This window comes from Rhizobium johnstonii 3841, assembly GCF_000009265.1.
Taxonomy (GTDB): Bacteria; Pseudomonadota; Alphaproteobacteria; order Rhizobiales; family Rhizobiaceae; genus Rhizobium; species Rhizobium acaciae.
In genome coordinates this window covers 695,018-718,025 of sequence record NC_008380.1, presented here as the reverse complement: position 1 = coordinate 718,025, position 23,008 = coordinate 695,018, and the positions used below count along the sequence as shown (strand labels likewise).

The window sequence follows — 23,008 nt, the reverse complement described above, 5'->3', positions numbered from 1 at the left end:
TGTCTATAATTATTATGTAGATTTAGCATTACCCCGATATCGTCGTCGCGAACTCGGGATTGCCGCGGATGGTGTTGCTCACCGTGCAGATCTCGTCTTCGGCGGCATGGGCGATTTTCTGTCGGGTTTCTTCGTCGATATCGCCCTTGATCGAAAAGGCGATGTTGAACTTGGCAACGCGCGAAAGGCCTTCCGTCGCCTTCTCGCCGGTGACCTCGGCAGTGATCTCGCTGATCTTGTCGAGAACGCCCATCTGGCTGGCGGCGATGCGGGCGCTGAGCACCAGGCAGGCCGAGAGCGAGGAATAGAGCAGATCGAGCGGATTGAAACCCGGCTGCGACGGCGCGGTGACGATATCGATCTCGCCTTTGGTGGCGGAGGTGACGTGCGGGAAACCGGTTCGGCCGACAACGGCGGTGGCACCGGTCGGGCGGGGACGTGCCTTGAGATCGGCCATGTTGAAATCCTCTTGCGAATATCCTGCAGATGGTGATTTCCGCCTGAGGCGGCAATGGCAAACGCCGCCCATGGGTTTCGGAACCTTTCCATCCGTCATCAGTTGAATACACCTGAACGAAATCAGTGACAAAGGTGGATTGCGATGCCTGACGTCCGCAGCATGGATAACCAAGGCCGGCGGATGGATGCTCGCGATCGACTGATCGTTGCGCTCTATGCGCAGCTGAAGGCCGAGCGGGAAACCCGCGAAACGCTGGAATGGGCGATCCGAAATGGCGCCGTCTCGCAGGAGGTGCTGGAAGCCATCGCTGCCGATCCGGTTCCGGTCGTCACCAGCGAGGATATCGCGTCGCTGGAGAAGATCATTGCGCTCGACGAACGGCGCAAAGCAAATCGGAACTAGCCGACGACATCATGCACCCTATTTGAGTGAGAAGAGGAGATCCGAAATGGCCGATATCACCTATCAGGTCGTGCCGCATGACAATGGCTGGGCCTATAAGCTCGGCGACACACTTTCGGAAACCTATGCGACAGCGGATGAAGCGATTGTCCATGCCAGGGACGCCGCATCGCGCCAGAAGATCGGCGATGGCGATGCGCTGCTCGCCTATCCCGCGCCCGACGGCCGCGGCTGGGCATTTCAGGAACTCGAAACCGACAAGAGCGGCAGCCGGCTCTAATTTGCGACGGAGGATGGAATGGCCGCTCGGGCAAGCTGGAAGGGTCATCTGAAGGTGGGCGACCTTGCCTGCGCCGTCGGGCTCTACACCGCCGTTTCCTCCTCCGATCGCGTCTCCTTCAACATCATCAACCGCAGGACCGGTGAGACGGCGGCGGTGACGAGCGAGAGCTTGAGATAACCTTTCCAGAATGTCTGACGTGCCATGTCTGTCCTGCTCCCGGACACGGTTGGGCATGGCAATCAACGGCGGGTTCGGCCTTTGGTTCCGGGAGTTGAAGATTTCGTCGATAAGATGCGGTCGGTGCATTTCCATTTCATGGATCATGGGCGAGCATTGCGGGCGGAGGGACCAGAGCCACTCTTTCCTTGCCACCGCCACTTTCCTCTTCAATAATGAAAGCCCCAAGACGTCAGGATATCGGTAATCTGAATGTTGCGACTCTTCGCCAACCTCCTCATCGTCCTCGCATGCAATTTCTTTCTCATCGTCGGCAATGCTGGCCCGTCCTTCGCACAGGAATGCCCTGACCCGACAAAAGCGATGAATGCCTCGGCCCAGCAAAAGCAGGCAAGCAAGCGCTTAAATCGCGCTCTTCCCAGCTATCGCGCCAGATCGGCCCGATACAATCTGGCTCTTGTCGGCGATTCGCTCGTCGAACTCTGGCAACCCTGGATCAAGGACAGCTTTCCCACCCGCCCGGTGATGAACCTCGCGGTCGCCGGCGACACCACGCAAAATGCATTGTACCGCCTCGAGGGTTTAGACCTTCCGGATTTCCATCCCGCGGATGTCGTCGTGCTTATCGGCACGAACAACCTTGGTGCGAAAACTGCGCCTTGCGCAGTGGCGGCCGGTGTCGTGGCTGTTGTCAGCAAGGTTCGCGCTCTTTGGCCGGGCGCCCATATCTATGCCTTGTCCATACCGCCTCGGGGCAAGCGCTATGCCTTCTACGAGGATGTCAGAATTCCGGCCAACCAGCTTGTCGCATCGTCATTGGCTGAAATGCCGGGTGTCACGTTCGTTCAAATGAACGATGATATGTTGCGGTGCGGTAAGCCAAGCGATAAGGATTGTTCCAACTACAAGCCTGACCATCTTCATTTCAATGAAGGGGCATACAAGCTGATCACGAGCTTCCTCGCCGCAGCGGGTCTACAGCTTTGATTTTTGCCGCTCAGGTGGTTACCAAAACGTAAGGCGGAATGTCATGAGCACCTCATTTGACAGCTACCAACCGATTGGCCTGCAAAGACATAGACCTAGAGCTCGCGCGCAATATCGCATTCGGCGTGAAACCCTCGTTCGGATCCTCCTCTCGGCAATATTTTATATTTCCCTCTGGAGAGCGACCGGCATGTGGTACGGGCTGCCCGCCGACTTCCAGGAGGGTGTCGGCAAAGATCCCATGCCAATGCGACTGTTGCTGATGTCGCTCGTTCCACTCATTGGTCTCTACTGCTTGCTGGAGCCCAGGCGAGTCGTTGAATTGCTCCGCAGCGCCTCGCCGCTGGTCGGCATAGTCTGCTTATGCGTCTTTCTCTCGATTGCTTTTTCCGTCAGCGTTACAGCCTCGCTCCGGGCGCTCGTCGCCGTCGCATTGCTGACAGCTGGACCCCTTCTTTACAGAGCCCGTTATGGAGCCGTCGACACATTTGAAAGCTTGGCCAAGTTTGCGATTGCGACGGCTTTCATCAATATTCTTTACACGGCAGCCTTTCCCCGGTTTGCGGTGATGAGAGGCAGCTATGCCGGGATGGTGAAAGGGGCCTTCTACCACAAAAACATGCTCGGCCAGTTTTCGGCAGCAAACTTCATCCTGCTGCTTCCAGCCCTGCCGATGTGGCGTCTGCGCTATTATGATCTGCTGCGATGGGCGGCAATGCTGCTCTACCTCGTGCTCATCGTGCTGGCGAAATCATCAACGGCGATCATCCTGCTTTCGATCGGAGTTGCCGTATACTACGGAATGAGCTGGATTCAGCGCTTTCCAGGCCGCATCTTCAGATCCTTCGTCGTTCTTCTTGCATTCGCCCTGCTGGGCTTCGTCGTCTCCGTCGCGTTGATGGGCGTGGCACAGGCGATTGCCGAGTCATTCGGGAAAGACCTTACGCTCAGCGGACGTACGAATGTCTGGGAACAGTTGCTGCCGTTGATCTACGAGCGGCCGCTTACTGGCTGGGGATTTGCCTTGTTCCGACAACCCGACATCATGGAGCAATATGTTCGCCTTACGTGGGACGCTCAATCCACCCACAACACCTATATCGAACTTGCGCTGAACATAGGCATACCCGCAACCATAATCTGGACGTCGTTCGTCGTGGTGCGGCTCGTGGCGAAGATGACCTCGTCGCCCCTCAATCAAGCGCTCGCCATCACTAAGAGAAAGGAGGTTGTCATTATCCTCCTGATCTTGATCGGCGCATTCACCGAAGCCGGAATGATGCTCGCCCCCTTCATCTTATGGCCCCATACCGTGATCGCGCTTACGAGCCTTGGCCCGGAGTTCCTGTCCCGCTTCCGCAAACCGACCCAGGCAGGCGCGCAACATGCATCAGGCTAAAAAGATGACTTCAAGTAATCGTAGACTGGTTGGCCTCGATGGCATTCGTGGCTTGGCGGCCATTTGTGTGGCAGTGCATCACACCGAAGGTTTTGTCGGATTTGATGCAGCACCGGCTGCCTATCTCGCCGTCGACCTGTTTTTTTGTCTCAGCGGCTTCGTGATCGGCCACGCCTATGAGAGGAAACTCATTCAAGAGTCTTCGCTCTCTGCCAATGATTTCGCCATCAAGCGTCTCATCCGCCTATACCCCCTCTATCTCCTCGGTTTGCTGCTCGGCGTCCTCGCCTATGCGGGCATGTCGCTCAGCAGAAATCAGCAAATGGACCCCATGCTGTTTGCCACCTCGTTGATTGCCTCGATGTTCTTCCTGCCGGCGATCGGTGGGACATCGCTGAAGGCGCCAAACCTGTTCCCTTTCAACGGTCCGTCATGGTCTCTATTCCTGGAGATCGTGATCAACCTCGCCTATGGCTATACGGCGAGATTACTGTCCAACGGTGTGCTCGCTGTCATCCTGCTTGCGTCATGGGTTTGGCTGGCGGCGCAAACGCTGGCCCATGGAAGCGCCGACCTGATACCGCTCGACGGCGCCTTGCTCTCCGGATTTCCCCGCGTTCTCTTTTCTTTCAGCCTCGGCATCCTGATGTACCGCTACCGTCAGCGGCTTTCCCCTTCGGGCATCGGAAAAGCAGCCGCAGTGACAACAATCGTCGTCGCGACTGCTCTTCTCGTCTTCCAGGCGCCAGCCGCACTGGTTGGCATAAAGGACCTGATCGTCATCACTGCTTTATTTCCTCTCGCCGTGCTTGTCCTTTACACAGCCAACTTCGATGGCGTGCTGCGGCAGCCCCTTCTTATTGCGGGAGAGGCGTCCTACGCGCTCTATGCAATTCATGTTCCGCTGCTGGGATTGCTGTTGGGAGCCTGGAAAGCCGCCGGCCTGGGACAACCGCCGGCCTGGGCGATCTTTGCCATTGTTCTTCCGCTGATCGTCGTATTGGCCATTGTCGTCACCCGCCTCTACGATGAGCCGGTTCGCAAAGCGCTCAGCGCAGGAAAGGCCATGAGGCTTCGCTGGCGTCGATCCTGATTTTGCGCGATCCGGGTGTCCGTCGCACCGTCTAAATCGAGAGATAGCGCTTGCGCCACGGCAGCTTGTGTTCCTGCCATGCCCGCGGCGTGAAGTCGTCATAGGCAGTCTCCGCGATCGCCAGCATCCAGTTCTGCGCCTTGCGGGCCAGTAGAACGCATGACAATTCCATGCCGGGCTCGACCGTAATGGAAGGCCGGTTGGCGCCTGGGATATCGATGCCCTTGTTCCGCCACTGGATGCGGATTTCGTCGGGCTCGGATGTCCACTCGCCGGAGGCAACGGACGCGTTGCCATCGGGCTTGAAACGAAGCGGCGGCGGGGTGACGTTCAGAAAGCTGCCATCGTTGCGATAGTTGCCATCGATATCACCCGCAGTCGTTTTGCCGTTTCCCTTGAGAACGATGTCCTGCTCGCACCGCAGAAATATGTTGCGCCGAAAGCTGCCGGACCACCGACGGTTGGCGAAGAACGCGATGTCGCATTGGCTAATGACGTTGTCGTGGATATCGATATCTTTGCGAAATGCCAGCTCCTGATCCGAAAAACCGCTCAGGCTGACGCCACGATTGGTGTTCTCGATCCAGTTATCATAAATGTGATGGCCGGCGTGGTCGGCCTTGTCGCCGACGCCGTAGCCGAAGGAATAATCATTCATCCTGCCATCGCGCATGATGTTGCTGCGCACCACGGCGTCATCCCCAATCGACGAAAAGGAGAAATTCTTACCGCCGATGAAATTGTATTCGACCAGGTATTTTCGCGTTCTGTCGCAGACCAGCGCGCCCTTGTTCGATGCGCTCGCCGGCGACTGCAGGAAGAGATTGCCGCGGATCACGATATCGGAGCTGATATTGTCGTCGCTGTTTTGATAGGCGAACTGGCAGCAGTCTGCTCCCTCGCCCGGTGCCGCGCCGATGCGGTTATTCTCCAGCAACACGTGCGTCGTCTTCGTCAGGTAGATGCCGTCGCCGTTCACATTCTCCGTTTCGCAGCGCCTGACGGTGAGATTCCTGCCATTGTGAAATTTGAAGCCTCGAGGAGAATTCTTGACGATAACGTCTTCGATCACCGTATCGGAAAACACCTGATAGGCGACGCCGACATCGGGCGCACCATCGATGACCTGTCCGCGTGTAGACGCGCCGTGAACTTTCTTTCGCAGGATGGCGGTCATTACATTTCCTTCGATACCGGTGCCGCGGGGAATTAAGCAGAGGGCATGTGGCGGATGTTTGAATATTTGGAAATTCAGCTTGTAAACCGTCCATCTTTCAAAAACGACAGGGTCTGGCTCCACATCACCTTGTTGACGGGCAAGAAAGTGTGGTTTGCCGGAATGACGATATGCGCTGCCGCGCCGTCGAGACGGGTGCTCTCCACCGAAACCTTTCCATCATTCGGAACCCTGAGGCCGATGATAAGGGAGGAGACCGGGTCGATGGTCCGATTCCCGGCGATGATGCCAAGTTCGTAGTCGACCGTGCCGAACAGCTCGGTCATAGCGGCTTGATCGGTAACCAGCTGCTGTCCTGCCGGTCCATAGACCTTCCTGTATAAGGGCCAGTTCTTGAGAAAATCGGCAATCTGACTGCCGTTGTTCGGCGTTCCGACCATGACCACCCTTCCCAAGTTGGCTGGGCGATAGCGCCTGAGAAAAGCGCGGATGATCAGCCCACCCATCGAATAGCCGACGAAATGGACCCGGCCCTCGCCTGCGTCCTTCGCAGCGGCATCGATCTCAGGTCGGATGATGTCGATGAGGTCGCTGAGGTCGCTGATCGAAAACTTGGTAGAGGGGTAACCGACGTTCACAACCCGATAGCCGTGGCCGGACAGGAAGCCGGCGAGCTTCGCCATGCTTTTCTTCGTCCGGGCGATGCCGTGAAAAAGGAGGACAGTGTCGTTCATCATGTGTCCGCTCAACGGGGCTGCTATCGATCAGGCCTATCCTCTAGCTCTCAAGTTGAAGCGTGTCGATTCAATGCCGAACAGCCTGACATCCGGACAGTTTCGTTGTGGCGCACACGTGCTCGAAGCTAAGAGCGACACGGCCGTGATCGGTGAGAACGAAATCCAAGCATTCCCTTTCGACGCAGGAGAGGCGCAGGTTAGCCTCCGCTTTTCCGCCGACGGAATTGGCGGCTTACTCCGTTGGCGCCCGAACAGCCCGCGCAATACATCCAAATGCATTGATTGATTGCATTCAATATAGTTAGAATTTTCCGATTTGATGCGGCTAGGCATCTTGACGCAAGGGCCTCCCTCGCACCCATGGCCATGTGACCAGCACCAAAAGTGGCAAGATCGAAGAGCTTCCCCGGAACCCAGCCGCGAAAGCGGCTCATGCTGCACAAATATTAGGTCTCCTTGCACTGATTGACGATCAATTGAATGCATCTGTTTTGAACTTTCGTGCATTCGTTTTTTGCATTCGATCGCCCAGAAAATCAGCTTTAAAACTTTAACCCTCGCTTTTGATTGCATAATTGAATGCATTATTGCTAGTTTTGACTGCTATTTATGCATAATCAATCTGGCATGACGCTTGCAATTGGATGGATGCTCCCCGGATGGGGATCGGATTTCAATCAAGGAGCCATCCATGCCCGCAGTGACTAAGCCAGCCAATCAAAAAGGCGACTTTCTTGTCGATTACGAGGACAAGGTTTTCGAGGACGTACAGGCCGGCGAAGGCGAAAAAGCCCTCGTCACCTTCCATACCGTGGCCTTCGAAGGATCGATCGGATTCGTCAACCTGCTGCAGGCGACACGCCTGAAGCGGAAGGGTTTCGAAACCTCGATCCTTCTCTACGGCCCGGGCGTGACACTCGGCGTCCAGCGCGGTTTTCCGACGCTCGGCGCGGAGGCCTTTCCCGGCCATCTGAATTTCAACAACCAGATCGTCAAGTTCATGGAAGAAGGCGGCAAGGTCTATGCCTGCCGTTTTGCCCTTCAGGCGCTTTACGGCCATGGCGAAGGCGCGCTGATCCCCGGCATCACGCCGATCAGTCCGCTCGACGTTCTCGACCTGATCCTGATCCATCGCCGTGACGGCGCCTTCATCCTTGATACCTGGACGCTCTAAGCGCCAGGCGCCCCAAAGAAGAAGAGGCGGAGCCTTGGCGCTCCGCCTCCTGCCCCGTCAATCGAGGATTTCGTCATGGAGAAAAAACCGAGCGTCCGGGTTGCCGCCGCGCAGATCGCGCCGGATCTGACCTCGCGCGAGAAAACACTGGCCCGCGTGCTGGATGCAATTCGTGAAGCAGCCGCCAAAGGCGCCGAGCTGATCGTCTTTCCCGAAACCTTCGTCCCCTGGTACCCCTATTTTTCTTTCGTGCTGCCGCCTGTTCTCTCCGGCAAGGAGCACGTGCGACTTTACGAGGAAGCCGTCACGGTGCCGAGTGCCGCCACCGATGCCGTCTCGGCAGCCGCCCGCGAGCATGGCATCGTCGTGGCGCTTGGCGTCAACGAGCGTGACTACGGATCGCTCTATAATACTCAGCTGCTGTTTGATGCCGATGGCACGCTCATCCTCAAGCGCCGCAAGATCACCCCGACCTTTCACGAGCGGATGATCTGGGGCCAGGGCGACGCCTCCGGCCTGAAGGTGGTCGACAGCGCCGTCGGACGCCTTGGGGCGCTGGCCTGCTGGGAGCATTACAATCCTCTGGCCCGCTACGCCCTGATGGCGCAGCACGAGGACATCCATATCGCCCAGTTTCCGGGCTCCATGGTCGGGCCGATTTTTGCCGACCAGATGGAGGTCACCATCCGCCACCACGCGCTGGAAAGCGGTTGCTTTGTGGTCAATGCCACAGGCTGGCTGACCGACGAGCAGATCGCCTCCATCACCTCCGACGCCGGCCTGCAGAAGGCCCTGCGCGGCGGCTGCATGACCGCGATCATCTCGCCCGAAGGCAAACACGTCGTGCCGCCGCTCACGGAAGGCGAAGGCATCCTGATCGCCGATCTCGACATGAGCCTGATCGTCAAACGCAAGCGGATGATGGATTCGGTCGGCCATTATGCCCGACCCGAGCTGCTGCATCTTGTCATGGATGGCCGGGCCACGGCGCCGATGGTCACCACCACCCAGCCATCTTTCCCCACAGCCGAAGCAAGGATCCTTTCCGATGGAGAATACGACACGTCTGCCGACCGAGGTTCTGATCAACGAATTGCAGTCCTACGGAGCCCGGCTCGTTGATCCCAAGGCCGGACATGAAAGCCGCCGCGGTGGTGCCGGACCTTCCGACCACAAGGCACTGACCATTGACGGCATGACGGTGATGGTGCCGGTTCACACCGCACCTGCGTTCGAGAGCCCCTATCTGGTGGAAAAGCCGGACGAGATGGGCCGCAGCCGTATCAGCCGGGATGGCACGGTGCTGGGCGAGGTCTCCTTTCCCTTGCGCCCGCGCTTCTACGAGCGCTCGACCGCCGATGGCATTCCCTATTCGCAGATCGCCGTTCTGCACGGCAAGGACGTGCTTGCCACGACCGTGCTGCAGACCTGCATCCGCTATCAGAGCCGCACCAAGACCTGTCAGTTCTGCGCCATTGGCCAATCGCTGGCCGCCGGCCGCACCATCGCCCACAAGACGCCAGAGCAGCTTGCGGAAGTCGCCAAGGCCGCCGTCGAACTGGACGGCGTCAAGCATATGGTGATGACCACCGGCACGCCGAAGGGCGACGACCGCGGCGCTGCGATCCTCGCCGACAGCGCCCGCGCCATCAAGGCGGCCGTCAACATTCCCATCCAGGCGCAATGTGAGCCGCCGGAAGACGATATATGGTTCACCCGCATGAAGGAGGCCGGCGTCGATGCCCTCGGCATGCATCTCGAAGCCGTGACGCCGGAGGTCCGTGCCCGCATCATGCCGGGCAAGGCGCAGGTCTCGATCGCCAAATACATGGCCTCGTTCAGCGCTGCAGTGGGGGTCTTCGGGCGCGGCCAGGTCTCGACCTATATTCTGGCGGGGCTCGGCGACAGCCGTGAAGCCATTCTGGAAATCTGCGAAAAGCTGGTTGCGCTCGGCGTCTACCCCTTCGTCGTGCCCTTCGTACCGATCTCCGGCACGCCGCTCGAAAGCCACCCGGCGCCGAGCCCGGACTTCATGCACTCGATCCTCGGACCCTTGTCCAGGATGCTGGTCGCCAGCGGCTTGAAGGCCGTCGACATCAAGGCCGGCTGCGGCAAATGCGGCGCCTGCTCCGCCCTTTCCACCTATGAAAGGATGCTCACCAAATGATGGTCGAAGCCTTTGCTCCCTATCGCTCGAGCGAATTCCAGGTGAAGTTCGCAACCTCCGCCTGGGAGCGCAGCCAAGCGCATGCGCTGCGCCGTGCCGTCTTCTGCGAGGAACAGCAGATCTTCGAGGGCGATGACCGCGACGCGATCGACGATCACGCCATCCCGATCGTGGCGCTCTCCATGCTCGGCATTGCCGCCGATCAGCTGGTCGGAACGGTGCGCATCCATCAGGCCGAACCCGGTCTCTGGTGGGGCTCGCGACTGGCGGTCCATCGCGATTTCCGCAAGATCGGCGCCCTGGGGGCGACCCTGATCAAACTCGCCGTGTCCTCCGCCAACGCGATCGGATGCCATACGTTCCTCGCCAATGTGCAGGTTCAAAACGGTCTGCTGTTCCGCAGGCTGCACTGGGATGTGATCGAGGAGTTCGAGGTCTATGGCAAGCCGCATCTCAGGATGAAGGCCGATCTTGCCTATTATCCGCCTTGCGCCACTCCCGAGGCAGGCTTCACCGCCCTTTCCAGAAAGGCGGCGTGAGAATGGTCCCGATCGACATCGAGAGCCTGGCTGCCAAAGTCTCGGCCAGCAGCGGCATCGCCGCCAAGCAGGATATCGGCACGATCGCGGCAAGGCTCGGCCTTCAGGGGCAGCAGATTGCCGTCGGCGACGATTGCGCCGCGCTGCCCGACGGCGACGGCTATCTGCTCTTTGCCATCGAAGGCTTCATGAACGAGTTCGTCGCCGCCGACCCCTGGTTCGCCGGCTGGTGCGGCGTCATGGTCAATATCTCCGACGTCGTTGCCATGGGCGGCCGGCCGATCGCTGTGGTCGATGCCGTCTGGGCCAATGGCGAGGCTGGCGCGACACCCGTTCTCGAAGGCATGCGGGCGGCATCCAGCGCCTTTGGCGTGCCGATCGTCGGTGGTCACACCAATATCCGCAGCGAACGCGGCCAATTGTCGGTCGCCATTCTCGGTCGCGCCAAGACCCTGCTGACGAGCTTCGATGCCAAGCCCGGCGATGTGCTGGTTGCAGCCATCGACCATCGCGGCCGCTACCGCGAACCCTTCAACAACTGGGAAGCCGCCACCGACGCCGCGCCGGCGCGCCTGCGCGGCGACCTCGAGCTGCTGCCCGAGATCGCCGAGGCCGGGCTGGCGCTGTCTGCTAAGGATATCAGCCAGGGCGGCATCGTCGGCACGGCCATCATGCTGGCCGAATGCTCGCATGTCGGCATCGACATCGACGTCACCGCCATTCCCCTGCCCGCCGGTGTCAGTCTCGATCGCTGGCTCGTCACCTTTCCGAGCTTCGGCTACCTGCTCTCGGTCGCGCCGAAAGATGTGGCCGATGTCGTCACCCGCTTCACCGCGCGCGGCATCAGCGCTGCGGTCATCGGCGCGGTCGTGGTCGGCGCCGAAGTCGCGCTGGTCGACGGCGAGAGCCGTGCAGTGGTGCGCGATCATACCGAAACACCCCTGCTGCAGCTCGGTCGGCAGGATGTCGCCGCATGAGCCTCAAGTCGCACCGAACGCTCCGCATTGCCATGCTGACCCATTCCACCAATCCGCGTGGCGGCGTGGTTCATGCCATGCAGCTTTCGGAAGCGCTGACCTCGCTTGGTCATCAGGTGGTCCTGCATGCGCCGGATGCCAAGGGGGCAGGCTTCTTTCGTCAACCCTCCTGCGGCGCGGCCTGCATTGCCGTGCCGCCGGCACCCGCCGACATGACGCAAATGGTCGAGCAGCGGATGGCAGACTATGTCGACTATTTCCGGAGAACGGGAACCGACGGTTTCGACCTCTTTCACGCCCATGACGGCATTTCCGGCAATGCGCTGGCGACACTCAAGCTGGAAGGCCTGATCCCGAATTTTGCCCGCACTGTCCACCACATCGACCAGTTCGCCGATCCGCGCCTGATCGCTTTGCAGGATCGCGCGATCGATGCGGCCGATATCTTCTTCGCCGTCAGCCACCTCTGGCAGGACAGGCTGAGAGACGAGCGCGGCATCGAGGCGACAGTGGTCGGCAATGGCGTCGACACCAACCGCTTCTCGCCTGCCTGGAGCGGGGAGCAGGTCGCTCTGCGCGACAGGCTGCAGCTGGGAAGCGGGCCGATCTTCCTCAGTGTTGGCGGCATCGAGGCGCGAAAGAACACCCTCGGTATTCTCGAAGCCTTTCGTCAGGTCCGCGCCATCCGGCCGGATGCCCAGCTTGTCATTGCCGGCGGCGCCTCCCTCCTGGACCATGGCGACTATCAGGAGGAGTTCCGTTCTTGCCTCGCCTGTCTCGGTCGGGATGCCGCAGCGGTGCACGTCACCGGTGCGATCGCGGATGCCGACATGCCGAGCCTCTACCGGTTGGCGGATGCGCTGGTGTTCCCCTCGCTCAAGGAAGGCTTCGGCCTCGTCGTTCTGGAAGCCATGGCCAGCGGCATTCCGGTCGTGACATCCTCGATTGCGCCCTTCACCGAATATCTGGGACCCGGCGATGCGATCTGGTGCGATCCGCATCATCCGGTCTCCATTGCCGAAGGCATGGCGTTGGCGCTGGTCGCACCGATCCGCGAGCAGATCATTCCCCGTGGTCTCACGGTTGCCGCCCGCCATGGCTGGCAGCAAACCGCGACCGCCCATCTTGCCCGCTATCACACGCTGCTGGAGCCCGACCATGCCTGAAATGCGCTTTGTCATAACCTGGCCCGATGGCCAGGAAGAGAGCTGTTATTCCCCCTCGCTGATCATCCGTGAGTTTTTCACCGAGGGTGAAAGTTATTCGGTCGCCGATTTCGTCGATCGCAGCCGCAGGGCGCTTACCATCGCCAGCGATCGCGTGGAGGCGAAGTTTGGTTTTGCCTGTTCATCCGCAAACGACCAACTCGCCCGAATTGAAAGCGCCGCTGTCGCCTTCCTGCATGACGCAGATGCCCGCGTCCACTGCAAAACCTTCATCCTTTGAAAGGACCCATCATGCCCACACCATCCCTCAAGAGCCATTACAGCGCGGTTGTCATCGGCGGTGGCCAGGCCGGGCTCTCGGCCTCTTACTATCTGAAAAGCCACGGCATCGACCATGTTGTCTTCGAGAAGAAGACCGTTGCGCATAAGTGGAAGAACGAACGCTGGGACGCCTTCTGCCTGGTGACGCCGAACTGGCAGTGCCAGCTTCCCGATCATCCCTATGACGGCACGGATCCGCACGGTTTCATGGTCAAGGACGAGATCCTTGCCTATGTCGACCGCTTTGTGAAGAAGGTCGATGCTCCGATCTTCGAGCAAACCGGCGTGACGTCGCTCGAAAAGCATGGCGGCCTCTTCCGGCTCGAAACCTCGGCTGGCGCGGTGACCGCCGATGCCGTGGTGATCGCCACCAGCCTCTATGCGGATCCGGCCATTCCGCGTGCCGGCGAGCGCCTGCCCGAGGACATCACGCAGATCCACACCGCCGCCTATCGCAATGCCGATCAACTGCCGGATGGCGGCGTCATCGTGGTCGGCTCCGGCCAGTCCGGCTGCCAGATTGCAGAGGATCTGCATCTTGCGGGCCGCAAGGTGCATCTCGTCACCGGCAATGCGCCGCGTTGCGCCCGATTCTATCGCGGCCGCGATGTGGTCGACTGGCTTTCCGATATCGGCCAGTACGACATCACGGTCGAACATGGCGGCATGACGAAGAAAAAGCACGACACCAACCACTATCTGACGGGACGCGACGGCGGACGCGATATCGATCTGCGCAAGTTCGCGCTGGAAGGCATCGCGCTGTATGGCCGCATGTCCGGCGTCGCCGCCGGCCGGATGCTGTTCGAGCCGAACCTGAAGGCCAATCTCGACGGCGCCGACCGTGTCTATAACGGCATCAATGCCCTGATTGACCGGCATATCGCCGAAAAAGGCATCGAGGCTCCGGCCGGATCCCCCTATGTCCCCGTCTGGGAGCCTGAGGCGGAGATTGCCGAACTCGACCTGAAGGCGGAGGGGATCACCTCGGTCATCTGGGCCACGGGATTCAGCCCGGATTGGTCCTTCGTCGGACTGCCGATCTTCGACGGCAACGCCTATCCCGTTCATCGCCGTGGAGTCACCGCCGTCGATGGCGTCTATGTTCTCGGACTTCCCTGGCTCTGGACCTGGGGCTCGGGCCGGTTCCTCAGCGTCGGCAGGGATGCCGAACATGTGGTCGGGCATCTCGCAGCGCGACATTCGGCACAGACATCGTCTCTCAAGCAATCGGTCAGCGCCTGATCATGAGCGCAGCCCTTCTCGACTTTCCGCCCGCAGGACCTTCGGCACGCGATCTGATGGAACGTGCCCTTGATCCGCATATACTGCTGGGCATGCCGCATTTGAATGGAAACGGGCTGTCGGAGACCTGGCTGATGAAGGAACTCGGCCATCGTCACTGGCTGATGCTTGCGTGTCATCTCGGGCTCGATAATGCGGATTTCAGAACGGCCGATGGAGAGGAGGCCTATGCCGCAATCTGTGCAACGTCACTGACGGATGCACGTTTCGACGTGGTGCAGGCGAACGACATTTTGACCATCCACTCGAGACTGTCCGCAGTCTCGCGAACCCGGACGTCGACCCGGCACGAGTTGTCTGTCCACGGAAGAAGCGTCGGCGTGGTCGAACTCATCTCCACCTTCGTTCACAGAACGATCAAAGACAACAATCACTCGATCGCCCGTGTGACGTTGCGTGCGCCGCAGGGACAGCGGTTCCAGCCCAGCCGTCTGGCCCAGAATGCTGCAGACATCCGGAATGGGCGGTTGGGGACGCATTTCGGGTTTCCTGTCCTCGCCAACAAAGCGCTCCGAACCTTTCGGTTCGATCCCAGCGCCTCGCAGGAGTTCAACGGCGCGGGACTATTTTACTTTGCCGAGTATCAGGCGCTCGCCGATCGCGCCTTGGAAGACTGGTTTCCCCGCAAGGGGCCGGTCGTCCGAAAGGACGTCTTCTTCCTTGGAAATATCGAACAAAATGAACGCGTTTTCTTCGACCTCCTTGATTTTTCTGAAGAGCAAAAAACTGTCCATGGGCAGCTACGACGCGAAAATGGGAAAGTGATCGCCAAAATATTCGGCACCTGGAAAAGTCTTTGCTGAGCCTGCACGGGAGTGCACCAGCGGCGCGCTTGATGCGGCGTCCCGCTAGTGATCTAGTGGATAATGAAATGAAGGTGAACTTCAGCAGCCCGTCTCATGAATGTTCGACCGCCCCTATGCTAGCCTCCTTCGCGCGTCTGAAAGGACGCGCGGCGCCGTAGAGAAAGAAATGCGAGCACGTGACGACCAGCATCCGACATATCGCTAAACTTGCAGGAACGTCAGTCTCTTCGGTCTCGCGCGTGCTCAACAACAGCGGTTATGCCTCGCCTGAGCTCAGGGAGCGGGTCGAGGCGGCTATCCGAACGCTGAACTACACGCCCAGCAAGGGTGCCCGTATGCTGCGCGGCGCACCAAGCCGGATGATCGGACTGATGCTGCCGTCGATTGAAGTGCCTTTCTTCGGCATCCTGGCCCATGCGATTGAACAGGAACTGTTCCAGCACGGCTATCAGACGCTGATCTGCAGCACGGCGGAAAATATGGACCATGAGGTGCGCTACATCTCCATGCTGCTCGCCCAGCGCGTCGACGGCGTCATCGTGGCAAGCGCCTTCGGCAGCATCGAGCATTTCGGGGTGCTGCGGGACGCTGGCATTCCGATCATCGCCATTGACCGCGAGCTGAGCGGCATCGCTGACGACGCTGTCATGGCCGATCACGAGGAAGGCGGGCGGCTGATGGCGCGCCATCTGATCGATCTCGGCCACCGGGCAATCGCCATCGTCGGCGCGCCGGCCCACAGCCAGCCGATCCAGCTTCGCCTTAAGGGCATCACGGCGGAGATGGCGAAAGATGGGATCGCGCCTGCCATCGTGGCGATGGCGGAAGAGCACAGCTTTGCAGAAACCTACCGGCTGGCGCGGGAATTGCTGGCGTCTCGACCCGAGGTCACCGCGATCATCGGCACGACCGACGTTTCAGCGATTGCCGCAATCCATGCCATCCAGGATCGCGGATTTTCCGTTCCGGGCGACTATTCGATCGTCGGCTTCGACGATCTGCCGGAGGCTGCCTACGTCTTTCCACGGCTGACAACGGTCGCGCAGCCGATCCGCGATGTTGGACAGCAGGCAGCACGGCTGCTGGAAGCGCTGATCGAAGAGCACCACACGGGAGACGAATCTCGACAGGGTGCGATCGTCAAAGTGCCGGTCACGCTGATCGAGCGTGATTCCACCGGCGCTGTTCGCAGGGCGCGGCCAAGCTAGGGTCGGACGATGACCTTGATCTCGCCTGGCAATGGCGCGTTGCCCACCACGTCGGCGACCTCCTCGAGACCGATGGTTTTGGTGACCAATGCGTCCAGCTCCAACGCCCCGCTCGCGACCATTGCCGCAGCGCGCGAATGGGTGAAGGGGTTGAGGTAGGCCGGCCTGATATCGACTTCGTTTACGAGCAGATCGAAAGGCAGAACCGGCACCTCGACCCCCGCCGGTGTGACCCCGAAAAGCACGAAGCTACCGCCGCGCCGCGCCATCTTCAGACCGCTTTGCAGCGTGTCGCTGACGCCGGCGCACTCGATGACCACGTCGGCGCCGCCTTTGGTGACCTCTCGAACGGAAGCGATTGTGTCTGAAGCGGCCGGGTCGAAGGCGTGCGTCGCCCCCAGGCGCAGAGCCGTTTGGCGTCTCGATTGCTGCCGCGTAATCAAAACCACCTCGCCTGCCCCAGCCAGGCGGGCCAGTTGCACCATGAGCAGGCCGATCACGCCCCCGCCGAGGATCGCGACGCTGTCGCCCGGACGGATCCTTGCCTTGTCGATGGCATGGATACAGCAGGCCAGCGGTTCACTGAAGACGCCGTGAACGGGATCGAGGTCGGCCGGCAGGACGAAGGCCTGGGCCTGCGGCACCGCCACATATTCGGCAAAGCCGCCATCCCGTGTCACACCGATGGCGGTCAAGCTCTCGCACAGGTTCGGCCGTGCCTGCGTGCAAGCCCGACAGGTACCGCAGGCAATATTCGGGTCCACCGTCACAAGCTCACCGCCGGTAAAGCGGGTAACGGTATCGCCGATCGCTTCGACTATGCCGCAGAATTCGTGGCCCAGCGTCACGGGGATAGCCGTCGGATACTCGCCCTTGTACATGTGGCGATCGGAACCACAGATGCCGGCCACCGAAACCCGGACAAGCAGCTCGCCCGGCCCGGCAACCGGTTTCTCGACGCTGCGCATGGTCAAAGACCCGATCGACTCCAAACGTACAGCTCTCATTCCACTCCTCCAGACATCAAGTTCGATTGCCTATTCCGGCTGATGAAGCCAAGCGCTCAGCTCATGACATTGCCGCCGTCGACATTGTAGCACTGCGCCACGATGTATGCTGCATCGGGTCCGGCCAGGAAGGCGGCCATGGCAGCTTGTTCTTGGGGGGCGCCAAATCGTCCGGCCGGGACGGCGGCGGCCACGCGGCGCTTGACGTCACCGGGTCTCAAACCTTCCCGGCTGCCGAGCTTTGCATCGACGACGTCCCACATCGGCGTATCGACGACGCCGGGAGCGATGGCGTTGACGTTGATCCCGTAACGGATCAGCTCCAGAGCGCAGCTTTGGGTGATGCTGATGACGGCCGCTTTGGAAGCGCAGTAAGCCACTGCCGGTCCTTCGCCCCGACGCCCAGCCTGGGACGAGAAGTTGATGATGCGGCCACCTTCCCCTCTTTCCACCATGTGGCGGGCAACGGCCTGCGTCATGAAGATCAGGCCTTCGATATTGACCTGAAATACCCTAGCGGTCCGTTCCCGGGATATTTCCAGGATGGACTCGACGTCGTAAATGCCTGCGGCGTTGACCAGGATGTCGATCTGACTAGCGGTGGCGATGGTGAAGCGCGCGGCTTCTTCGATGCTGTCCTGACTGGTCACGTCAAGCGCTACACCCCAGGCCTGAGGGCCGATCGCTTCGGCCACCCGTGCGCATCGTTCACCGTCGAGATCCGCCACGACAACCCTCGCGCCTTCGGCGGCAAAGCGCTCGCAGACCGCCTTGCCGATGCCGCTCGCTCCTCCCGTGACCAATGCCACCTTGCCGGAAAGTCGCGCCGTTTCCGTATGTGTCATTGCACTGCCTCCCCGGTCGCGCCTAAATCGGCAAAGGCGCCGTGCGCGGCTGCCGTAACGAATAGCTTCATGGTTGCTCCTCCCCTTTTGACTGAACGATAATCGGAACCGCCCTCCTGAGGCGACGCCAATGGGCTAAGCGGATTCCGGCTTCGTCTCCTTCACCTCGCGAAGAAGGACGGACATGTCGGGGATGCCATCTGTGGCCGTCGCCCCCTCGAGGCAACGCGCAGCTGCGGCGTGGGCGACGGCGCAGATATGCTCGACCGGCCAGTTCTCATGCAGGCCGTAGAGCACGGCGGCGCAGAAAGCGTCTCCTGCGCCGACGGTACTGACGATGTCATCGGGATCGACAGGTCGTGAACGCGTGATGATCGGGGAAGCACCCGGCGCAAACCAGAAGCAGGTTTCCGGCGCATGGATGATCGCGCCCTTGGCGACACCAGCCGCAAGCAGGCGCTCGCCCGCTTCCAAAAGCCCTGCCTCGATCAAATCTCCCTCCGCATCGCGGACGATAACGCCGGTTGCCCGCCCCGCCTCCATCTCGTTGATGATCAGGAAATCGCAGAAGGGCAGAGCGACGCCGACCTTGGCCGCAAATTCCGGGTCTTCACTCGATACGAAATCCACGCAGGTCGTCAGTCCGGCGCGCCGCGCCGCTTCCAGCAGGCGCGATGCTCCCGAACGGCCGTCAGGGCCAATGCGGTCGAGACCCGGCAACAGCATGAGATAACCGAGATAGAACAGCCGATAGCCGGCCTTGGCGAAGGTTGCCGGTGAGACAAGCTTGTCGGTGACGGCATCGTTGGCGCCGCCATGATAGAAGAAGGTCCGGTTCTGGCCAGGCACATTCATGACATGGGTATGCGCCGTCACCCGGTCGGCAAGCGCCGTCAGCCCACCGACATCGACGCCGGCAACCGCAAGGCGGGCCTTGACGATTTCTCCGTCCTGATCGGCGCCGATGCATCCCGCCGCCGCCAGCTTTCCGGGAAATCCAAGCGAGGCCAGATCGGTGACGACGTTGGCCGCCCCGCCCCCCACGCCCAGATCCTGGTGCAGGATATGCGCGAGATTGCCCTGTTCGGGCCAATAGGACAGGGTGTGGACGCGATCGACGATGAAGTTTCCCGCGCAGACGATGCCGCCCTGCTTCCGACTGTCGCGATCGTGAACCCCCTCCCCGGCTCGCATCAGCTGACTCCTTCGTTCCACAAGGGTCTCAGCGGCGGCTCGTCTTCCTCGATCGCGGCAAAGCGTGCGATCGGCTCCAGAAAGAAATTGTCGCTGTTGTCGTCGTTGACCTGACTGACCTCGCCGACAAGGACAGGTCCGCCGCCTTTCCTGCCGTAGAAGCGGTGATAAAGCCCGGTGCGGATCGTCACGCTCTGGCCAGGCTGGAGGATCAGCGGCTCCCATGCAGCGAGCCGGTGCGGCAGCCCGTCTACCGGCACCGTCACATCCTCCGTCAGCACATTGCCATCGGCATCGGTTGCGGCGAATTCGATGACGAGATCGCCACCGGCGCGATTGATGATGTCTTCCATCTTCGCCGCATGACGGTGCGTCGGCGTGACCTGCCCTTCGCCAACGAAGAGCAGCTTTTCGGCATAGGTCCGTTCACCCCTGATATCAACGATGCCATTGCGCAGGCAAAACAGCACGAGGCCGCATTCGGCGAAGCGGTTCGAGCCGAAATCGGTGACATCCCAACCCAGCTGATGGGCGCGCAAATAGGCCGATGCCTCGGGATGAGAGGTAAAATCCGCCGCCGTCCAATACCCCCATGCCGGCAGGGACCAGTGCCAGCGCTCGAGGGTCTCGGTTGCCCGCAGCAACGCGGCGTTGATCTCGGAGCGCTTCATCAGGCTGACGCCCCGTCATAGGCGACCGGCACCACGACGTCCTCGCGACCGGATTTGAGGGCTGCCGTCAGGACCGCGTGATGCGCCTGCGCCTCGGCCGGCGTCGCACAGCCGAAACCGTTGGCATTCCCGCCGGCAAGTTCATCGACGAAGGCCGCCCACATCTGCTGTATGGCGTCGGCAAAACCGAATTCGAAGATCTTGCCTGTGATGGCCGGAAACAGCGAGCCATAACCGAGATCCTCGGTGCTCCAGGCCTGGGCACCGCCATTATAATCCATCCACTGCCACTGGCGCGGCGACTTCGTGCTGAAGAACGTGCTCTTCTTCATGCCGAGAACGCGGATGTACCAGGTGTTGGATTCGCCGGGCGCGATGCGCCAGGTTTTCAGCACCATCGGGAAATCCTGATCCCCGGTGCGCACGCGGCTGCTGATTGTGGCGTTGTCCCAGGTGGTGCAGGGCAGCATGCCGCCCTTGCCGTCAGGACGTTCGGTGACCTTCTTGACCAATTGCGCGTGCAGGGTGGTCGGGCGCCAGCCGAGACGCAGCGGCACGTGCAGCACATGCATGCCGAGATCACCCATGCAGCCATAGTCGCCATTGATATCGGCCATGCGCTTCCAGTTGATCGGCTTCTGCCGGTCGATATCCGAAGAGTGCAGGAAACCCGCCTCGACTTCGAGGATATCCCCCATCTCGCCGCTTTTTGCGAGCGCGATGACCTTCTGTGCGCCAGGGAAGAAAGGCATTTCCGACGAGCAGCGGACCAGGCGTTCGGGATGCTCGGCGAGAACCGCCATGATCTCCCGGTTCTGAGCGGCGTCCATGCCGAAGGGCTTTTCGCCGAGAAGATGCTTTCCGGCCTTCAGGATGTCGATGTAGAATTGCTGGTGCAGCACATGCGGGACAGCGCAATAGACCGCATCGACCTCGGGATTGGCCAGAAGCTCCTTATAGTCGGCGGTGAATTGCCGAACGGTCGGCACATGATCCCTGAACCAGTCGAGCAGCGTCGCGTTGGTGTCACAGACGGCGACGATTTCCGGTCGCGCCTTCACATCGGCCAGATGCAGCCAGCGCGCCGCAGCACTCGCGAACTCGCGCCCCATCAGACCGCAGCCGATGACGCCGAAGCGGAATATTTTCGTCATGACATCTCCTCCCAGACGCGCGTCAGGCTATATGCAGCAAGGCTTGCTCGACGGAAGCCTTGTCATGGACGATCGCCATCAAAGCCCGCGTCATGCCGGCGGGATTCTGATGCTGGATGACGTTGCGGCCATAGACGATGCCACGGGCGCCTTGCTCCATCAACTGCTTGGTGCGGATCAGGATTTCCTGATCCGAAACGCGGCCGCCGCCGCGCACGAGCACCGGCAGACCTTGAGCGATCTCGACCACGCGGTGATATTCCTCGACATTGTCGCACGGGTCGGCCTTGATGATATCAGCGCCGAGTTCGGCCGCCTGGCGCACGAGCGGCAGGATCTTGTCGATCGCGCCGTCGACCATGTAGGCGCCCTTGGAATTGTCCTGCATGACGAGCGGCTCGACCATCAGCGGCATGCCGTAGATCTCGCATTCGCGCTTCAGGCTGTTCACATTGCGCACGCAGGCGCGGTAGACTTCCGGCTGGTCCGGCAGCATCAAAAGATTGACGACGACACAGGCGGCATCCAACGCAACGCCCTGTTCCACCGCCCTGTCGATCATCTCGGAAAACAACTGAGACGGCAGGGGATTGCCATAGATGTTGGCGATGTCGGTGCGCAGCACCAGTGCCGGGCGATGTTTGCCGGGGATCGCCTGCAGAAGGGGTGCGGTCCCTGGCGGGAGCTGAATGGCATCCGGCGCCGCGTCCGCGATCACCTCGATCGCCGTCTTCATGTTCTCGATGCCGGAAAGGAAGGTCCGTTCATTGAACATGCCGTGATCGATAGCAACGTCAAAACAATTTCCGGACACGCCGAAAAGTCGGTTCAACCGTGCGGATTTCATCAAACTTCCTCCCAATATGGTATCGTTTCCACATTTGGATAAACGCAGCAGGTATACGAGTCAAGATAATGTGGTAACGTTTCCATACTGGTTTCCAGGTGTGGGCGAGGTGCCGCTCGCACCTCGCCCGGGACCGACTACCAGCAGGTGAACCCAGCATCGACGTTGACGATCGCCCCGGTCATGAGGCTGGCGGCGCCCGATGCGAGGAAGAGGACGGCGCTTGCAACCTCTTCCGGCGTTCCCATCCGCGCCATCGGCGTGTCGGCGAGCCAGAGCGGGATACGCTCCCGATTGGCTTCGACGGCCACCACCATCGGCGTCTCGATGTAGGTGGGCGCGACGGCGTTTACCCTGATGCCGTGATGGGCCCACTCGGCGGCCAACGAGCGCGTGAGGTGATGGACCGCCGCCTTGGAGACGTTATAGGCCGTCTGAGGTTGGGGCCGGTTGCAGATCGTCCCCGACATCGAGCCGAGGTTGACGATGGCGCCGCGTTTCATCGAAATCATGGAACGACCAAAGGCGCGCGAGCACCAGAAGACGCCGTTGAGATTGACGTCCATCATGCGCAGCCAATCGGCGTCAGTGAGATCCTGCGCCGGGATGCCGCTCTGGCCAATTCCGGCATTGTTGACCAGGATGGTCGCCGGCCGCCCGCCATCGGCAAGCTCGGTTGCGATCGCGTCCATTCGGGCCGCGTCGGTGACATCACCGACCCGGACTTCGACGTCGTAGCCTCTATTCCGGAGAGCAAGCGCTTGCTCAGCGTCGGCCTCGCTGCGTTCGATGACGACGACGGCGGCGCCCGCCTCCGCCAGCGCCTCGGTGCAGCAGAGACCGATCGCCCGCCCTCCGCCTGTGACCACCGCACGTTCGCCGTCGAGGCGAAATTTCTGCTGGTAGCTCATC

Annotated in this window: 25 protein-coding genes and 1 pseudogene; 16 read left to right on the top strand and 10 right to left on the bottom strand. The window is 60.7% G+C overall.

Going from position 1 to position 23,008, the window contains the following annotated elements:
• Positions 1-28: 28 nt before the first annotated feature.
• Positions 29-457 (bottom strand): OsmC family protein, encoded by a 429-nt coding sequence (locus tag RL_RS03525; RefSeq protein WP_011650445.1) that lies wholly within the window; start codon positions 455-457, stop codon positions 29-31.
• Positions 458-601: 144 nt separating this feature from the next.
• Here RL_RS03525 and RL_RS03520 point away from each other — a divergent pair, with 144 nt between their 5' ends.
• The 6 genes and pseudogenes from RL_RS03520 to RL_RS03500 all read left to right on the top strand — a co-directional run bounded on the left by RL_RS03520 (position 602) and on the right by RL_RS03500 (position 4,801).
• Positions 602-862 carry a hypothetical protein gene (locus RL_RS03520; protein WP_011650444.1) on the top strand — a complete coding sequence of 87 codons (261 nt, stop codon included), beginning with the start codon at positions 602-604 and terminating at the stop codon, positions 860-862.
• A gap of 46 nt (positions 863-908) precedes the next feature.
• A complete protein-coding gene (locus RL_RS03515; protein ID WP_011650443.1) occupies positions 909-1,142 on the top strand; it encodes a DUF2188 domain-containing protein in 234 nt (77 codons plus the stop codon).
• A gap of 18 nt (positions 1,143-1,160) precedes the next feature.
• Positions 1,161-1,286 (top strand): annotated as a pseudogene (locus RL_RS38945) (Ku protein); the annotation flags it as partial.
• Between the two features lie 288 nt (positions 1,287-1,574).
• Positions 1,575-2,309 (top strand): GDSL-type esterase/lipase family protein, encoded by a 735-nt coding sequence (locus RL_RS03510; protein WP_011650442.1) that lies wholly within the window; start codon positions 1,575-1,577, stop codon positions 2,307-2,309.
• Between the two features lie 43 nt (positions 2,310-2,352).
• The gene (locus tag RL_RS03505) at positions 2,353-3,708 is read left to right on the top strand and encodes an O-antigen ligase family protein (RefSeq protein ID WP_011650441.1); all 1,356 of its coding nucleotides are present in this window, start codon (positions 2,353-2,355) and stop codon (positions 3,706-3,708) included.
• 67 nt (positions 3,709-3,775) lie between these two features.
• Positions 3,776-4,801: an acyltransferase family protein gene (locus tag RL_RS03500; protein ID WP_025393122.1), complete on the top strand. Its 1,026-nt coding sequence runs from the start codon at positions 3,776-3,778 to the stop codon at positions 4,799-4,801.
• Positions 4,802-4,832: 31 nt separating this feature from the next.
• Here the strand turns inward: RL_RS03500 and RL_RS03495 are convergent, their stop codons facing one another.
• Entirely contained in the window at positions 4,833-5,978 is a 1,146-nt protein-coding gene (locus RL_RS03495) for a right-handed parallel beta-helix repeat-containing protein (RefSeq protein WP_011650439.1), read from the bottom strand.
• A 74-nt stretch (positions 5,979-6,052) separates the two neighbouring features.
• Positions 6,053-6,712 (bottom strand): esterase/lipase family protein, encoded by a 660-nt coding sequence (locus RL_RS03490; protein ID WP_011650438.1) that lies wholly within the window; start codon positions 6,710-6,712, stop codon positions 6,053-6,055.
• Positions 6,713-7,406: 694 nt separating this feature from the next.
• Between RL_RS03490 and RL_RS03480 the strand changes: the two genes are divergently transcribed.
• From RL_RS03480 to RL_RS03435, 10 genes are all read left to right on the top strand, one after another.
• Positions 7,407-7,889 (top strand): MSMEG_0572/Sll0783 family nitrogen starvation response protein, encoded by a 483-nt coding sequence (locus tag RL_RS03480; protein WP_003545449.1) that lies wholly within the window; start codon positions 7,407-7,409, stop codon positions 7,887-7,889.
• Positions 7,890-7,964: 75 nt separating this feature from the next.
• Positions 7,965-9,011: a Nit6803 family nitrilase gene (locus tag RL_RS03475; RefSeq protein WP_011650437.1), complete on the top strand. Its 1,047-nt coding sequence runs from the start codon at positions 7,965-7,967 to the stop codon at positions 9,009-9,011.
• A complete protein-coding gene (locus tag RL_RS03470) occupies positions 8,938-10,056 on the top strand; it encodes an MSMEG_0568 family radical SAM protein (RefSeq protein ID WP_011650436.1) in 1,119 nt (372 codons plus the stop codon). Before RL_RS03475 ends, RL_RS03470 begins: the two co-directional genes overlap by 74 nt.
• Positions 10,053-10,595 (top strand): MSMEG_0567/Sll0786 family nitrogen starvation N-acetyltransferase, encoded by a 543-nt coding sequence (locus RL_RS03465; RefSeq protein ID WP_011650435.1) that lies wholly within the window; start codon positions 10,053-10,055, stop codon positions 10,593-10,595. The genes RL_RS03470 and RL_RS03465 overlap by 4 nt, the downstream gene beginning before the upstream one ends.
• 2 nt (positions 10,596-10,597) lie before the next feature.
• On the top strand, positions 10,598-11,572 hold the full coding sequence (locus RL_RS03460) for a sll0787 family AIR synthase-like protein (protein ID WP_011650434.1): 975 nt from the start codon (positions 10,598-10,600) through the stop codon (positions 11,570-11,572).
• Entirely contained in the window at positions 11,569-12,738 is a 1,170-nt protein-coding gene (locus RL_RS03455) for an MSMEG_0565 family glycosyltransferase (protein ID WP_011650433.1), read from the top strand. The genes RL_RS03460 and RL_RS03455 overlap by 4 nt, the downstream gene beginning before the upstream one ends.
• The gene (locus tag RL_RS03450; RefSeq protein ID WP_011650432.1) at positions 12,731-13,018 is read left to right on the top strand and encodes an MSMEG_0570 family nitrogen starvation response protein; all 288 of its coding nucleotides are present in this window, start codon (positions 12,731-12,733) and stop codon (positions 13,016-13,018) included. Before RL_RS03455 ends, RL_RS03450 begins: the two co-directional genes overlap by 8 nt.
• An 11-nt stretch (positions 13,019-13,029) precedes the next feature.
• A complete protein-coding gene (locus tag RL_RS03445; RefSeq protein ID WP_011650431.1) occupies positions 13,030-14,304 on the top strand; it encodes an MSMEG_0569 family flavin-dependent oxidoreductase in 1,275 nt (424 codons plus the stop codon).
• Between the two features lie 2 nt (positions 14,305-14,306).
• Positions 14,307-15,167, top strand: a complete 861-nt coding sequence (locus RL_RS03440; protein ID WP_011650430.1) for a Pnap_2097 family protein — start codon at positions 14,307-14,309, stop codon at positions 15,165-15,167.
• A gap of 179 nt (positions 15,168-15,346) precedes the next feature.
• Positions 15,347-16,378: a LacI family DNA-binding transcriptional regulator gene (locus RL_RS03435; RefSeq protein ID WP_011650429.1), complete on the top strand. Its 1,032-nt coding sequence runs from the start codon at positions 15,347-15,349 to the stop codon at positions 16,376-16,378.
• Here RL_RS03435 and RL_RS03430 read toward each other — a convergent pair.
• The 7 genes from RL_RS03430 to RL_RS03400 all read right to left on the bottom strand — a co-directional run bounded on the left by RL_RS03430 (position 16,375) and on the right by RL_RS03400 (position 23,007).
• The gene (locus RL_RS03430) at positions 16,375-17,385 is read right to left on the bottom strand and encodes a zinc-dependent alcohol dehydrogenase family protein (protein WP_011650428.1); all 1,011 of its coding nucleotides are present in this window, start codon (positions 17,383-17,385) and stop codon (positions 16,375-16,377) included. The genes RL_RS03435 and RL_RS03430 overlap by 4 nt on opposite strands.
• 56 nt (positions 17,386-17,441) lie before the next feature.
• Positions 17,442-18,230: an L-iditol 2-dehydrogenase gene (locus RL_RS03425; protein ID WP_011650427.1), complete on the bottom strand. Its 789-nt coding sequence runs from the start codon at positions 18,228-18,230 to the stop codon at positions 17,442-17,444.
• 135 nt (positions 18,231-18,365) lie between these two features.
• Positions 18,366-19,424, bottom strand: a complete 1,059-nt coding sequence (locus tag RL_RS03420; RefSeq protein WP_011650426.1) for a carbohydrate kinase family protein — start codon at positions 19,422-19,424, stop codon at positions 18,366-18,368.
• The gene (locus RL_RS03415) at positions 19,424-20,095 is read right to left on the bottom strand and encodes a D-lyxose/D-mannose family sugar isomerase (RefSeq protein ID WP_011650425.1); all 672 of its coding nucleotides are present in this window, start codon (positions 20,093-20,095) and stop codon (positions 19,424-19,426) included. The genes RL_RS03420 and RL_RS03415 overlap by 1 nt, the downstream gene beginning before the upstream one ends.
• Positions 20,095-21,249, bottom strand: a complete 1,155-nt coding sequence (locus RL_RS03410) for a Gfo/Idh/MocA family protein (RefSeq protein ID WP_011650424.1) — start codon at positions 21,247-21,249, stop codon at positions 20,095-20,097. Before RL_RS03410 ends, RL_RS03415 begins: the two co-directional genes overlap by 1 nt.
• Before the next feature lie 22 nt (positions 21,250-21,271).
• Entirely contained in the window at positions 21,272-22,096 is an 825-nt protein-coding gene (locus tag RL_RS03405) for a class I fructose-bisphosphate aldolase (RefSeq protein WP_011650423.1), read from the bottom strand.
• 137 nt (positions 22,097-22,233) lie between these two features.
• Positions 22,234-23,007, bottom strand: coding sequence for an SDR family NAD(P)-dependent oxidoreductase (locus RL_RS03400; RefSeq protein WP_011650422.1), 774 nt, complete (start codon positions 23,005-23,007; stop codon positions 22,234-22,236).
• Position 23,008 lies beyond the last annotated feature (1 nt).